General features: G+C 64.2%; 11 protein-coding genes. 10 read left to right on the forward strand and 1 reads right to left on the reverse strand.

The features are described 5' to 3' along the window. Nucleotides 1-39: 39 nt before the first annotated feature. From AZF01_RS02675 to AZF01_RS02715, 9 genes are read left to right on the forward strand one after another with little or no spacing between them, the layout of a single operon-like run. A complete protein-coding gene (locus tag AZF01_RS02675) occupies nucleotides 40-1,359 on the forward strand; it encodes a UDP-glucose/GDP-mannose dehydrogenase family protein (protein ID WP_051423947.1) in 1,320 nt (439 codons plus the stop codon). 8 nt (nucleotides 1,360-1,367) lie between these two features. Then, nucleotides 1,368-2,834: a glycosyltransferase gene (locus AZF01_RS02680; protein ID WP_024706096.1), complete on the forward strand. Its 1,467-nt coding sequence runs from the start codon at nucleotides 1,368-1,370 to the stop codon at nucleotides 2,832-2,834. A 10-nt stretch (nucleotides 2,835-2,844) separates the two neighbouring features. Continuing rightward, a complete protein-coding gene (locus AZF01_RS02685) occupies nucleotides 2,845-4,041 on the forward strand; it encodes a hypothetical protein (protein ID WP_024706097.1) in 1,197 nt (398 codons plus the stop codon). After that, nucleotides 4,038-5,456 carry a sugar phosphate nucleotidyltransferase gene (locus tag AZF01_RS02690; RefSeq protein WP_024706098.1) on the forward strand — a complete coding sequence of 473 codons (1,419 nt, stop codon included), beginning with the start codon at nucleotides 4,038-4,040 and terminating at the stop codon, nucleotides 5,454-5,456. Before AZF01_RS02685 ends, AZF01_RS02690 begins: the two co-directional genes overlap by 4 nt. Beyond that, nucleotides 5,453-7,045: a right-handed parallel beta-helix repeat-containing protein gene (locus tag AZF01_RS02695; protein WP_024706099.1), complete on the forward strand. Its 1,593-nt coding sequence runs from the start codon at nucleotides 5,453-5,455 to the stop codon at nucleotides 7,043-7,045. The genes AZF01_RS02690 and AZF01_RS02695 overlap by 4 nt, the downstream gene beginning before the upstream one ends. Before the next feature lies 1 nt (nucleotide 7,046). Then, nucleotides 7,047-7,838 (forward strand): hypothetical protein, encoded by a 792-nt coding sequence (locus tag AZF01_RS02700; RefSeq protein WP_024706100.1) that lies wholly within the window; start codon nucleotides 7,047-7,049, stop codon nucleotides 7,836-7,838. Continuing rightward, complete coding sequence (locus tag AZF01_RS02705) at nucleotides 7,831-9,078, forward strand: hypothetical protein (protein WP_081725637.1); 1,248 nt, start codon at nucleotides 7,831-7,833, stop codon at nucleotides 9,076-9,078. The genes AZF01_RS02700 and AZF01_RS02705 overlap by 8 nt, the downstream gene beginning before the upstream one ends. Next, nucleotides 9,075-11,843 (forward strand): tetratricopeptide repeat protein, encoded by a 2,769-nt coding sequence (locus AZF01_RS02710; RefSeq protein WP_024706102.1) that lies wholly within the window; start codon nucleotides 9,075-9,077, stop codon nucleotides 11,841-11,843. Before AZF01_RS02705 ends, AZF01_RS02710 begins: the two co-directional genes overlap by 4 nt. 40 nt (nucleotides 11,844-11,883) lie before the next feature. Then, a complete protein-coding gene (locus AZF01_RS02715) occupies nucleotides 11,884-13,050 on the forward strand; it encodes an alginate lyase family protein (RefSeq protein WP_152534405.1) in 1,167 nt (388 codons plus the stop codon). A 17-nt stretch (nucleotides 13,051-13,067) separates the two neighbouring features. Here AZF01_RS02715 and AZF01_RS02720 read toward each other — a convergent pair whose 3' ends face one another. Then, nucleotides 13,068-13,658, reverse strand: coding sequence for a hypothetical protein (locus tag AZF01_RS02720; protein WP_152534406.1), 591 nt, complete (start codon nucleotides 13,656-13,658; stop codon nucleotides 13,068-13,070). Nucleotides 13,659-13,908: 250 nt separating this feature from the next. On the opposite strand from AZF01_RS02720, the gene AZF01_RS02725 reads away from it, so the two are divergent. Beyond that, nucleotides 13,909-14,298, forward strand: a complete 390-nt coding sequence (locus AZF01_RS02725; protein ID WP_024706105.1) for a TIGR02300 family protein — start codon at nucleotides 13,909-13,911, stop codon at nucleotides 14,296-14,298. Nucleotides 14,299-14,561: the final 263 nt, after the last annotated feature.

Genomic DNA, 14,561 nt, shown 5'->3' on the forward strand with positions numbered 1-14,561 from the left:
GAAGGCCCGGTGCGCGCGCCCGGGCGCAAGGGGGTAGACGTGGTGAGAGTAAGTGTGTTCGGCATCGGCTATACGGGAACCGTATCCGCCGCCTGCCTTGCCGAACAGGGCCATGAGGTGATCGCCGTCGACATCGATCCGGCCAAGGTCGAGGCGATCAACGAGGGCAAGAGCCCGATCGTCGAGGAGGGGCTCGCCGAACTTGTTTCGTCCAATCGCAAGGACGGCCGGCTTTCGGCAACGACGGATATCGCGGCGGCCGTCGCCTCCAGCGACGTTTCGATCGTCTGCGTCGGCACCCCGAGCGAGCCGAACGGCGCCATCGGCCTGTCCCAGGTGAAGGCCCTCTGCACCGCGATCGGCAAGGCGATTGCCGAAAAGCCGGACTTCCACAGCATCGTCATGCGCTCCACGCTGGTGCCGGGCACGATGGAAACCGTCTGTGTGCCGGAACTCGAGCGCGCCTCCGGGCTTGTCGCCGGCAAGTCCTTTGGCGTCGGCTATTTTCCCGAATTCCTCAGGGAGGGCTCGGCGATCAAGGACTATTTCGAGCCCTGCCTCGTTGTTTACGGTTCGATGGACGAGAAGACGCAGGCCGTGCTGGCCGGCTTCAATGCTTCCTTTGCGGTGGAGCATCACGCCGTTGATATGAAGACCGCCGAGATGATCAAATATACCAGCAACAGCTGGCGCGCGGCCAAGATCACCTTCGCCAACGAGATCGGCAACATCGCCAAGAGCGTCGGCGTCGACGGCCAGAAGGTGATGAAGATCCTCTGCTCCGACGACAAGATCTCCATGTCGCCCTATTTCCTGCGTCCCGGCTTCGCCTTCGGCGGGTCCTGCCTGCCCAAGGATGTGCGGGCCCTCAGGTTTCTGGCGGATGAAAAGGGCGTCGGCGCACCGCTTCTCGACGGTATCATGGCGGCAAACGAAAACCAGGTGGCTCGCGCCGAGGCGTTGGTGCGCAGGTTTGCGGGCAGGACCGTGGGCATGGTCGGCGTCAGCTTCAAGCCGGCGACCGACGACCTCAGGGAAAGCCCGCTCGCCGCGCTCGCGAAACGGCTGATCGACGCCGGATACGGCATCAGGATCTATGACCCCTTTGTGAAATCGGCCTTTGATGACAGAATGGCCGGCGCTGGCCGCGGCAATGACAAGGTCGAAAATCTCGCGGAAAAGCTGGTCGGGAATATCTCGGACCTGATAGCGCTGTCAGATATCATCGTCGTCGGTCATCGCTATGAAGAGGCCGTCGCTCCGCTTTCCGCGATTTTGGGGCAGAAGCCGATGGTGGACCTGACGCGCGTGGAAGCGGGCAGGGTCTCGGGCCCGGCCTATGAAGGAATCTGCTGGTAGGAAAGACTGTGTATCATCTTCTGTACCTGCTTGTGTGTTTGAATATCGGGCTGTTCGCGGCGCCTGAAGTCGTGGGCCAGTCCACGGGGCTGGCGCTCACCATCGGCACGCTCGGCGTCTGGCGCTATTCCTGGGCGCTCATCAACTTCATCAGGGCGAAGATCTATCTCCACATTGTCTTTCCGCGCCGGCGCAAGGCAGCGGAAAGGCGTTATCAGGACCAGAAGTGGCGGGCGCACGCGTTCTTCCTGGTGACCACCTACAAGATCGATCCGTCGATCACGGGGCCGGTCTACCGTTCGATCTTCGACGCGGCGGCGCGATCGCAAGGCGGCGCGACGATCGTCTCCTCCGTCGTCGATGCCAGCGATGTCCGGCTGATCAAGGCGATCTTCGCCTTGTCCGATGCAAGCCGGTCCGGGCTCGTCAGCCTGAAGTTCGACCGGATCCCCGGCACCGGCAAGCGGGATGCGCTTGCCACATCGATGCGCACGATCGCGCGGCTCAATCCAGGCTGGCAGGACGTCATCTTCCTCGTGGACGGCGATACCCGCGTGCCGCCGGACGTGGTGGCCCAGGCCGCACCCTTCTTTACCGATCCGGTCATGGGCGCGGTGACGACGGACGAGGTTTCGGAGGCCTCCGGCGGAAGGCTGTTCAAGGACTGGTTCGCGCTGCGCTTTTCCCAGCGGCAGATGATGATGTCCTCCATGGGCCTGAGCGAGCGCGTGCTGACGCTCACGGGGCGCATGTCCGCCTTTCGCGGCGACCTAGCCAGCGACCCGACCTTTATTGAAAGCGTCCAGCATGATTTCATCGACCACTGGCGCTTCGGCCGCATCGACTTTCTGACCGGCGACGACAAGTCGACCTGGTACTGGCTTTTGCAGCGCGGCTACAAGATGGGCTACCTGCCCGACGTCAAGACGGTTTCCGTCGAGACGCAACCGCGCGAGGGCTTCATCGATTCCGCCATCGTGCTGATGCGGCGCTGGTTCGGCAATACGCTGCGCACCAGCAACCGCGCGCTGGCGCTGCCGGCAAGCCGGATCGGCTACTTCACCTGGTGGTCGATCCTCGACCAGCGCATGTCGATGTGGACGTCGCTTGCCGGGCCCTGCGGCATGCTGATCGCCACTTTGGTATACAACCCCTTCGTTTTGCTGTTCTATCTTTCCTGGGTGATGCTGTCGCGCTACGTGACATGCGCGTTGATCTCAACGTTCCGGGCGAGCCGCTTTCCCATCACCTATCCGTTTCTGCTTTATTTCGGCCAGCTTGTGGGCGCCATGGTCAAGACCTATGTGCTTTTCCGCCTTGACCGGCAGAAATGGACCCGCCAGACCGCTGCCACCAACACCGAGACCAAAAGAGGCATTCTGGCATCCGATCGATTTTCTTTTTATATGCATGCCCTTGCTGTAGGATGGCTGGTGCTGGGCATGGTTTGGCTCGTTGATATTTCGGGCGCTTAGGAGCTTGGTAATGCTTGAGGAAAACCGCACCGACGACGCCGGCAACGAGCAGGAAATCCGTCTGCCGCCCGATCTGCCCGACAACGGTCATGACAGCGACCACCCCTCGATCTGGATGCCGTTTTCGGTCTTCATCGACGGCCGGGAACTGGAGGGCGTCGGCATTTCACTTGTTGCCGCCTATGTCGGCGGCTGGGGCGGGGCGGATATTGCCGGCCGCGATCTGATCGCGCGTTTCAGCTTCCAGTTCGACGGCTATTCGATCGTGCTGCCGATCGAGGTCCGCGCCGGTCTCGAAGATCGCCGCAGCGGCGCCTACAAGCTCGTGTTCCTCGATCCGACCGGCCCGCATCTGGCGCATCTGCGCTACCTTATGAATGCCTATCTCGCGGGCGACCTCGTCCAGATCAACGAAGTGCTGCGCATCCCGCCCGAATACAAGAAGAAGCCGAAGCAACTGGAGCCGCCGAAACCGCCGACGGTCAAAGAGCGGCTCCGCAAGGTCTTCGGCCTGCTTTGGGTCGGCGCGCTCACCGTGGCCCTCATTACGCTGACCGTCTGGACGATCCACTACCATATCTTCGTGCACAAGGTGCCGGGACTTGCGACCGTGACGCCTGCCGGCCTGCCGCTGACGGCGCCGGAGGCGGGGCAGATCGCCTATGTCGACGGCCAGGCGCCGGAGGGCGGCGTGGTGTTCTCGCTGCAATCGGCGCGCGGCGGCGTGCTGAACTTCTCCAACCCCTGCAATTGCGACATCATGCTGACCGCCAACGGCACCGTCGGCGCGACCGTGCTTCCGGGCACCCCGATCGCCTATGTGAAGACCGGCGATGCCGGCCCGACCATCAAGGTGGTGATGCCGGACAATCTGTCGAAAATGCTGCTCTTCGGCGCCGAGGCGGAGGCCATGCTGGCTGATGGCCAGAAACTGCCGCTGACGGTCGTCGACGTGAAGGCGGAAGAGGGCGGCTCCGGTTCGCGCAGCATCGTCAGCCTGTCGGCGCCAAGCGGCGCGCTGGGCGCCGGCGACATCGGCAAGACGGTGGCGCTCACCGTCACCAGCAAGCCCTACGCCAATCTGCTGACAAGGATTCGCGCCATGCTGCCTTTCTCGGGTCGGGCGCAATCGCTCTCGCAAAGGGCCAATGACTGGCCGCTGATCGGCAATGCCTTTGCGGAGACGGGCGAGGAGCGAAGGCAATGAGCGCGATCTATCCCCTCGTCATGTGCGGCGGCGTTGGCATGCGGCTCTGGCCGCTCTCGCGTCTCAACACGCCGAAGCAGTTCCACAGGATCGGCCCGGACAGTTCGCTCACTTTCTTCCAGGCGACGGTGGAGCGCCATAGCGGCGAGGGCTTTCATATACCCTATGTCAGCGTTGGCATGCGCTATGAAGGCGTCGTGCGTGAGCAGCTTGCCGAGATCGGCCGCGCCGGCGAGCTGATGATCGAGCCGACCGCCAGACGGACGGGGCCGGCGGTGCTTGCGAGCGCCATCGCGATCAATGAGCGCGATCCCGGCGCGCTGATGGCCGTGCTGCCCTCCGATCACCTGATCGAGGGGGATTTCAGCAGCGTGCTGTTGAAGATGCGCCCGCCCGCCGCCGACGGCCGGATCGTCCTTTTCGGCATCGAGCCGGCCTACCCGGAGGTCGGCTACGGCTATATCGTCGACAGCGGGCCAAGCGCGCTTTATCCCGGCGCGCGCGATGTCTCGCATTTCATCGAGAAGCCGGCGCGACCGATCGCCGAAAGGCTGATTGCCGAGGGGCATGCCTACTGGGCTTCGGGCGTCAGCCTGTTTCGCGTCGATGTGCTGATGGCGGAGTATCAGCGGCTTGATCCGGACACATTCGCGGCGGTCAGCGAGGCGGTCCGCGACGCAGGCCGCGGGCCCGGTCGCACCGAGCTCAGCGACGCGCCCTTTGGCCGCGCGTATGGCGCGGCGACGGAAAGCGTGGTGTTCGAACACAGCGACAAGGTGCTTCTGGCGCCGGCCGCCATTTCCTGGAGCGACGTCGGAAGCTGGCGCTCGCTCTACGAGATCGGCGCCAGGGACGGGGAGGGCAATGTGCTTTCGGGCGACGTCGTGCCTGTCGATACCCGCAACTCCTATGTCCGGGCGTCCTCCGGGCGGCTGATCGCCACCGTCGGCGTCGACAATCTCGCCATCGTCGATACCGCGGATGCCCTGCTCGTGACCTCGCTGGACCGCACCCAGGACGTGCGCATGGTGCTTGAGGCGCTCGAGACGCGCGGAACCAAGCCCGACGCAGCGCCGGAGCCGCATGAACTGCCGGTCCGCTCCGGCGAGGGCTACGGCGTCTACGCGCTCGACATCGCCCCCGGTGAAGCGGTTGCGCTCGCCCCGCTTGAAGACGAGCATCGCGTGCTGACGGTCTGCGCCGGGGCCGTTGAACTGGAGGGCGGCAGCGAGATCGGCCGGAAATGGCCGGGTGAGACCGTGAGGGTCGCCGCGGGCAGCTCCTGCGGGCTGCGAAATGGCGGCGGAGAGCCGGCCCGGCTGGTGGAGGTACGCCACGCGGTCACGCCGGTCGTGCCGCTCGGCGTCCCGGTTCAGGCGCGCCCGCGCATGGTCTCGGGCGGAGAGGCGAAATGAGTGTGGTCGTCGGCCTTTGGAAGCGCAGTGCCCTGGCGCTGCTGCTGGTGCCGGCGCTTGCCGGCGCTGCAAGGGCATTCGACCGCGAAGGCATAGAGGTGATCAACCGCAACTACACCGCAATGATGGAGGCGCTGGAGGCTGATCCGGCCGACGGCGTCGACGCGCCGCTTGATGCTGCCTATCGGCTGCTGAACCACGGAGAGGACCGTCCCGAAGCGAGCGAAGACGGTCCGGCGGGCTCGGCCGCTGAGCCTGCGGGCAGCACCAGAAAGGGTGTGGTCGGCAAGGCGCTGGTCGCGCCGATCCTGCAGCAGGTGGCGCTCGAGGTCGGCAGCATGGGGCACCGCGAACTGATGGAGGCGGCCGCGCCGTCGGGCGGCGAGGTGCTGGTCGTCAAGTCCGGGGCGTTGACGCTCGCCGCTCTGCCGGAGGCGCTCGACAGCAGCGGCTGGCAGGCGTTCCTGACCGGCGCCGACGGCAGTTATGTTCTCAACATTCCGCTGGTTATCCTTGAAGACGGGGTGCTGGCGATCGAACCCGGCGATACGCTGGAACTGGCTGCGGACCGGGGCGCTTTCATTCTCAACCTCGGCGCTCTGACGGTGACCGATGCCACCGTCAAAGGTTCCGGCGCGCGTCCTCGGGTGCCTGATTTCCACCCCTTCATTCTGACGGCGCGCGGCGGCCGCGCGACCATCACCGGAAGCCGGCTTTCAAATCTCGGTTTCGACACGCGGCCGCTGATGAGCGGCCTTGCTTTCGGCTCCAGCCCGTTTGCGTCGCTCAAGAGCCGGGGCACGGTCAGCGACACGGTTTTCGACAATGTCCGCTCGGTGGAGGTCACCGGCATCGAGGATTTCGTCTTTTCCCGCAATCGCATCCAGAAGGCGCGCGGGATCGGTCTCAGGCTGGATAAGCTGAAGGGCGGCGCGATCCGGGACAATGTGATTGTCTCGAGCGGCATGCATGGCATGCTGGCGATCGGAAGCACCGGCCTGGAAGTGGCGGGCAATATCTCCGCGGAAAACGGGGGACGCGGCTTTTTCGGTCGCGACGGCGTGGGTCATCTTGTCGTCGCCGACAACGTCTTCGTCGCCAATGAGGATGAGGGCGTCGCGGTCGCTGGCGGATCCTGCGTCGATATCCGCGGCAACGCCGTGCTGCGCAACCGCCGGGACGGGATAAACGTTTCCCAAAGCCTCGGGGTCCGCCTTGCCGGCAATCTTCTGGTGCGCAACCAGGGCGCGGGGATCTCGATCAATGACAGCATCTCGCCCGCAGACAGCGTCGAGGTGGCACAGAACCGGTTCGTTGCCAACAATGTCGGCATAACGGCCGAACGTTTTTCCGCGATCGGGCTGAGCGGCAACAATCTCTCCGACCAGCTTCCGCTCCTTTTCGGCGGCGCGCTTCAATACGATACCCCGCGCTATCTCGGCTGGGCCCGCGCGCATGAGGATGATCCCGGCGCCGTTTTCGAGATTTCGTCGGCGCGCGGCGGATCGCCCCTGATCTTTCAGGGCGACAGCAACGGCATGTTCCGCCTGTCAGACATGACCGGCTGCCATTTCGAGGAGATCAGGTGAGATGGCGCGGCGTTGGGAGAACAAAGGCCGTTCGGGCGTCGTCTTCCTTGCTCTCGCCCTTGCCGGCGCTGTTGTGCCGGCAAATGCGCCGGCCGGCATGCTTGCGCCCGCGCCGCTTTCCGGAAAGGCGGCGGCCCGGCATCTGCCCGTCACGCCGGTTGACGGGCGCTACGACCGGCAGCCGGGGTTGAAGGCCATCCGCGACAAGCTTGTTGCGGATCAGCCGGTGACCACAGGTGAACTTCGCGTGCTCGCCAATGCCGGAGACGGGCTTGCGGCCTATGCGCTTGCGGAACGCTACATCGAGAGCGGCCGGCCGGAACTGAGGGCGGATGCGGCGTTTTACTATGCGGTTGCGGTAGCCAGGGGACGGAGTTACGCGATAAACCCGCTTGTCGACATCCTGATGGACGGACAGACCGTCATTCCGCAGGCCCGCCTCGACAATATCGAGAGGGCGCTGTTGCTGCAGGCAAGCCAGGGCGACCGGGACGCGGTCGACGTCCTGTCGAAATTCTACCTTCAGGGCCAGCCTTTCGGCCATCGTCCCGACATGGCCGAGGCGTTGATGAAGGCGGGCGTTTCCGGCTCCAATGACAGCGCTCTCGCCCTGCGGACGGCGCTCTGGCTTGCTTCAAAGGAGCCCGGCGATGCGGCAGAGATCATGGAAATCCGGCGCTTTCTCGCGATCGCGCTTGAAAGCCCGGATCTGAGCGTGCGTACGGCTGCCGAAAACCTGATGCGTTCCTATCCGGATCCGGGGACGGCCAAAGCGGAGGACAACGATGAATAGGGCCGGTTTCACGATGGCAGGTCTGATCGCGGCCATTGCGGTGGGAGGCGGCGCAATGGCGCAGCAGGAGGCAAGCCAGGCCGCGCCGAAACCGCCGTTTCAGATGACCGAGGGGCAGACGGCGCCCGCCGCGCAAGCCTCGCAGCAACCGCCCGCGCAGCAGCAGCCGGCAGCGCAGGAGCCGGTCGCCGACGAACAGATCGCGCAGCACGAGCAAGCGCCATCCACGCAACAGCAGCCGGCAGAGGAGACGTCCTTGCCTGAGGCCGCATCGGGTTCGCTTTATGGCTGCACCGGTCTCGAAAGCCTCGACCCGGCCGTGCTCGAAGGCTCGAACGGGGTCTTCTTCACGGTGATCGACGATATCGCCATGCAGCAGGTCGCCGATCCCGCTCTCGTCGAGAGCATCAGCGACCTGGCCAAACGTCTGCGCCAGCGCGGCACGGTGCTTGTCTATGTCCCCGTTCCCAGCAAGAGCCAGGCCATGCCCGCCGAAGTGCCGGATGCTGCTTGGGTTTACGGATACAACGAGACGGTCAACGAGGAGATCTATGCGCAAGCTCTGTCGCGGCTGAAGGCGGCGAATGTCGTCGCGGTTGATCTGCAGTCGGCGCTCAGAAAGGCCGATCCGGCGACGCCGCCGTTTCAGAAGGTCGATCCCCTGTGGACGCCGGAGGGCGCGCGGCTTGCGGCGGAGACGGTGGCGGCGGGGATCAAGGCGCTTCCGGCTTATCGCAAGGCGAACCTGATGACGTTCAAAACCACCGAACAGGACGAGATCTCGCGCCCGTCCGACCTGCGCACGGCGCTGCAGACCCATTGCAGCGCGCCGCTGCCGCCGGTCAGCGAGAAACGGTTCGAGACGACGGGCCAAGAGGCCTATGCCGCAGACAGGCCGTTCAACGTGCTGGGTTCGGAGGCGCCCGCGCCTGTAGTTCTCGTCGGGTCGCGCTTTTCCGCCGGCGGCCAGAGTCATTTCGACGGCTTTCTGAAGCAGGCGACCGGCCTTGACGTGGCCAATCGCGCAAGCGCCGATGCCTATCCGTTCCAGTCGATCGACGCCTATCTGAAGTCGCGGGAATTCCAGGACCATCCGCCGCTGTTTCTGGTCTGGGAAGTGCCGGCCGGCGCCAACCTCGCCCGTTTCGGCCCGCTGCCCTGGCTGACGCTCTCCGCCAACGCGGCCGGCGACTGTTCGGCCGAACGCGCGACCTGCGGCGAGAGCGGAGCGGAAGAATGAAGAGGCATGTCAACAGAGCCTGCAGCAGGCTCCGCCGCGCCGCTGTCGCCGGTCTCCTGAGCGCCGCTGTGTTCGCCGCAGGCGTCTCGACAGCCCGTGCCGAAAAGCCCGCGATCGATTTCCGTCCGCCCGATATCCAGCCGGCAAAGGTGTGCGCGCAGCGCAAGTCCGACGATATGCTGAAGCTGCAATGGTCGTCCTGGGACGGGGAGCGCCTGCCGCCGGGCATCGAATATCGCGATCTCGACACTGAACTGGCGCGGCTGCGCAATATCGACGCGAACCAGTATTTCGATACCATCAAGAAGGCCTATAATCTCCGCGCCAAGGTCGATCCCTATTACAACCGCACGGCCTATCTGCTCGACATGATCTCGCTTTATGTGAAGGCCGAGCGTTTCGCCGACCTGCGCGAGACCGGTTTCGTGGCCGAACTGGAAGCAACCGGACCGGCAGCATCGGCGGCGACCGTCAATTTTCTCGGCGATCTCTATCTCGAAGGCCGCGCCGTGCCGCAAAACGAGCAGCGCGGCCTGCAGCGCAAGCTCCAGGCCGCCTATAACGGCAATCCGAACGCCGTGCTCGACCTTGCCGAGCGTACGGCCATGGGGCAGAGCGTGGCGGGCTGGGATATGCCTCCCAAGCTCGCCTTCACCCTCGGCTTTTCCTCGCTCCTCGGCAATCTCGACAGCGGCATCTGCGAGCGCGTGCGCCGTATCGCCCGGGCCTTCGAGACGGGCGAGGTCATTGCCCAGGATCACGCGCTGGCGGAGGAGTGGTACCGTTTCGCCGCCGAGCTCGGCGACCCGGAGGCCGCCTGGAAGGCCGCGCGCTATCAGCTTACGGGCGACGGGCTCGCGCAGGACGATACGCTTTTGATGCGATACCTGACCCAGGCCTACGAGGCCGGCATCGTCCCGGCGCGTCTCGCCATGGGATCGCTTTACGAACAGGGACGGCTGCTGACCCAGGACCCGGTCGCGGCGATGCGCATCTATGACGCGCTTGCCGCCGACGGCAGCCAGGACGGACTGATCGCAGCGATCAGGCTGCAGGAAAGAGAGGGCATCGACACCGAAGAGGACGAGCAGGAATACCGTGAACGGCTGGTGAAGCTGGCGCGCTTTCCTGATGCGCCCGGCTGGCCCTTCTCCCGTCTCGGGACAATGCTGCAGGACGAATACGGCGTATTTGCCCAGGAAAACGCGCGCGAAAACCTGTTTCAGGAGGCAGCAAACCGAGACGACCCGGAGGGCAAGCTGCAGCTCGGCCGCCTTTACCTTCAGCGCGGCGATGAGGCCGACCGGCAGAAGGCGATCGCCCTGTTCGAGGATCTGGTGGCCGAGGACGGCAAGTCGCTGGCCATCGATGATCTGAGAAACGCGCTTCTGTGTCGTGCGCCGGATGGTCCCGAGGCGGACCGTTGGGCGCCGTGGCAGACGCTCGATCCCGACAATCTTCCGGAGCTGCCGGACCATATCAAGGCCGAGGACCTGGCAAAACCCGAGATCGCGGACGCACTGGCGCGCCTGCAGGCGGCGGCGCTCGGCGGAAGCGGCCAGGCGGCGGGCCGGCTGACGACGATCCTCTCCGATCTCAAGCCCGCGCAGTTCCAGAATATCGTTGCCCACTGGCGCGCGATGATGACCGCCAGCGCCGGCGGCGAGGCTTCCGTGCTTCAGGCGGCCTATGCGGCTGCACCCGACGATGCCAGCCGCACGGCTGTCTTCGATGCGCTGCGGGCCCTTGCCGATGGCGGCGACCCCTATGCCAAAACCGCGCTTGCGGAAATCTATCTGGCCGATGTGCCGGCCGACGAAGTTATCGATGACGAGACGCTCGAGAAGGCGACCGCCCTGATCGAGGCGGTCGGCGGCAGCGTCAAGGGCTCAAGCCTCTGGCGGCTGGACGACGCCTATCGCGCGGCCGGCAAGAAAGAGTTCCAGCCCTCCGACGCGATGATGACCGAGATCGCGACCGTCGGCGATTTCGAGGCGATGCTGTTTGCGGCCGCGCGTTCGGCGGACGAGGAAACGGCGGATTTCTACTATGAGCGCGCGCTTTCCATCATGCCCTGCGACCTCAACGCGCTGGCCCGCAAGGCGCGCTACGCACTCGATGCCGGAAGACCGGACGACGCGCTCAATGCGCTTGACGCGGCGCTGGCGCTCTCGCCGGAACAGGCATGGCAGCAGGTCAAGCTTGCCGACATCTATCTGGCGCTCGGGTCGATCGATGACCGGAAAGAGGCTTATGATCTTTATGTGGCTGCCTTCCGCCAGGGTTACGAACCGGCGGCATGGCGGCTGCTCGACTGGTTTTCGAGCGGCGACGGACCGTTTTACGATGAGGCGCTTCACGAGGGAGTGCTGCTTCACCAGCTGAGAAATGCCGGGCCGGCCGAGCTTTACAGCGTGGTGGCAAAGCTCGGGGGCGCGCCGCAGCGTGTCTCCGACAACGTGTTGGCCAAATTCGATCTCAAGGACGCCTATCGGGGCGCGGCAATCGCCGGAGAGCCGGTCGCCATGCGCGAGCTCTCCAAGCTCCTTATGCAGGACGGCTCGTCGCCGGACGAGGCCACAAAGTGGCTCACCGGCGCGGCGACCGCCGGCGACCCCGAGGCGATGCTGATGCTGGCGCAATCCTATGCCTTCGGCCTCGGCGTGGAGCCCTCGGCGGAAAAGGCGCGGCAATGGCTGCAGGCCGCCGCAAGCGCGGGAGACGAGACGGCGGTGACCTTGCTCTCGATCATGCGCGTACAGTAGATATCATTGACCATTGGCATCGACCGAAGGGGAGCCCGATTTGGCCGAATTCAGCAGCGAGCAAGAGCAGTCCGGCTTTGGACACCTCTCGAACCGGATATTTTCCAGCCCTCGCAGGTTTCGTCGCAGCCTCTTTCTCGCCGGCGCCGCTACGATCCTTGCCGCCGCCGCCGAGCCGCCCGCGCCCGATGCCGACAGCGAGGCCTGTCCCGTGTTTCCCGCTCCGACCGTGACGCTCGATTATGGCAGCCGTTACGAGGAAAGCGGCAGCGACCGTTCCGAGCTCGATGCCGCGGGCAACGCGGAGGTGGACCTGGCGCTGAAGGATGCCGATGAATTCATCCGGCAGCTGGACGGGCTCGCCAATGACGCGCTGGTCAATCCGGTGCTGGCCAAGACAAGGGCGGATTGCGTCATCTCGGGCATTGCCGCCTGGGCGAATGCCGGCGCCTTCAGCGCGCTCGAGACCGAAAACGCCAAGATGACCTATGCCTCACGCGTCGGCGGTATTGCCAGCGCCTACCGGCAGGTGCGCGACAAGACCGAGGACCTTGCCGAGCAGAAGACAGCGATCGAGGCCTGGTTGCGGAAGAATGCCGATTTCCTGACGGAATACTGGAGCAATGACGCGCCGCCCAAGGCGAAGATGGGCAACCTCAGGCTCTGGGCCGCCTTTGCCGTGACGGAAGCGGCGTTGATCCTGCGGGAGCCCGACTATATCAACTGGGCGCTCGACAGCCAGCGCACCATTCTCGCGACCGTGGATGAAAACGGCAGCATGCCCTACGAGATGCGGCGCGGCGCCTATGCGCTCCACTACCAGCTTCACGCGCTGGCCCCGCTGACGGCTTCGGCCGCGCTGATCTGCCATAATGACTACTCCTATACCGAAGACGAGCAGGCCGCGATCGAAAAGGCCGTCGCCTTCGCGCTTGAGGGGATTGCCGATCCGGCCGCGGTCGCGCTGATTGCCGGCAAGCCGCAGACGGTCAAGCAGGGGCTGAACGACCAGGAGCCATTCTCGATCGCCTTCCTCGAGGCCTATCTCAGTCTGGAAAGCGATGCGGCGCTTGATCGCAAGCTCGCGCCGCTCAGGCCCTTGTCCAATTCCAAGCTTGGCGGCGACCTGACCTTGCTCTATCGCAACAACCCGGCCATGCAGCCGGGCTGCTTTGCGCCGAAAACAGCAAGGAGCGGTGAGCAATAGAGGGCCGTTCGGCGCCGTCAGCGGCAGCGTTGCAACTGCGCCTCGTAGATCTGCGTCATCTTCTGGGCGCGGGCGGCGGCGCTTTTTGCCACCGGCCGGCTTTTCCACACGCCGCGGCTGTAGCCGGCATGGCCGGAGTGATAGGCGAGGTAGAGATTGTAAGGGTCGTTGAGGGCGATGCCGTTCCGAAGGTGGCTCTGGCTGTGATACCAGGCGATGAAGTAGATCGCATCGCCGAAATCCGTTCGGGAGACGCCGCGCTGGCCGGTGCGGGCCTTGTATTCCGCCCAGGTGCCGTCAAGCGCCTGGGAGTAGCCGAGCGCGCTGGAGGCGCGGGGACCTGGAATGAAGCCGAGGATTTTCTTGCGCGGCGGACGGGCATGACTGTCGAAGGAGGACTCGACATAGATCGTCGCCATCAGCACGGAGACGGGAACGCCGTAGTCGCGCGAAGCCCTTTCCGCATCGCGACGCCAGTTCTCGAATATTCCGTTCTTCTGCGCGAATATCGCGCAGCTGTTGCCGACATTGCTGACGGTCGTCGAGCAACCCGCCAGAACGGCCAGGCAGAGCACTGCTAAGACAATCTTCAAGCGCGAAATAGACATGGGGCATGATCTACGCGCCGGACCTTAAGGAAGGGTTTTTAAAAATGGTTAACGGCGAGAATGTTTCTCGCCGCCGCTCCCCGCAAGACCGGCAGGGCAGGCATTTCCGGGAATGCGAAGTTCCTTGAACTTAGTCTTTGACAGACGGGCGGCATGACGATAAGGGGACCGCCTGAAGACGAAGCGCAAAGATCTGCGCATTTCGATCGGCGAAAGCCAGCCTTCAACCGCAACATGAGAGGGTTTGAACGTGGCGAAAGCGGAACTTGGCACGAAAAGAACATGCCCGGACACGGGCAAGAAATTCTACGACCTCAACAAGGATCCGGTGGTTTCGCCCTATTCGGGCAATTCCTGGCCGCTGAGCTATTTTGAGGATGAGGCTTCCATCGCCGTTGTCGAAAGCGAGGAAGAGGAAAACGAGGTTGCGGAAGTCGACGCGGAAAACAGCGACGGCGAAATGGGCACGATCGCGGCATCCGACGATGACAGCCCTTCCGACAACATTCCCAATGTGGACGGCGACGACGACGATGATGTGGACGTCGATGACGACGACACATTCCTCGAGGCTGATGATGACGATGATGACGATGTCTCCGACATCATCGGCGTTTCGGACGATGACGACGACAACTGATCCTCTCTGTCGATAGCGTCGTCGCGACTGACATTTGAAACCGCAGGTTCGAAAGAACCGGCGGTTTTTCTCTATGGGCTTATTTTGCCCGGCCGCAACAGGCGTTGGCCCGAAGCTTGAAATATCTTCGGTTTTCGTCAGGCATGCGGTTCGACGCGGCTCCGCGTGTCTGCGCGGGAGACGGTTCAAGTTTTTTTCAGACAATGTTTTTTAAGGCTTGCATCCGTCGAAAATCGACAGTAATAAGCCGCCACCCGACGCGA

Source organism: Martelella sp. AD-3, from assembly GCF_001578105.1.
Taxonomy (GTDB): domain Bacteria; phylum Pseudomonadota; class Alphaproteobacteria; order Rhizobiales; family Rhizobiaceae; genus Martelella.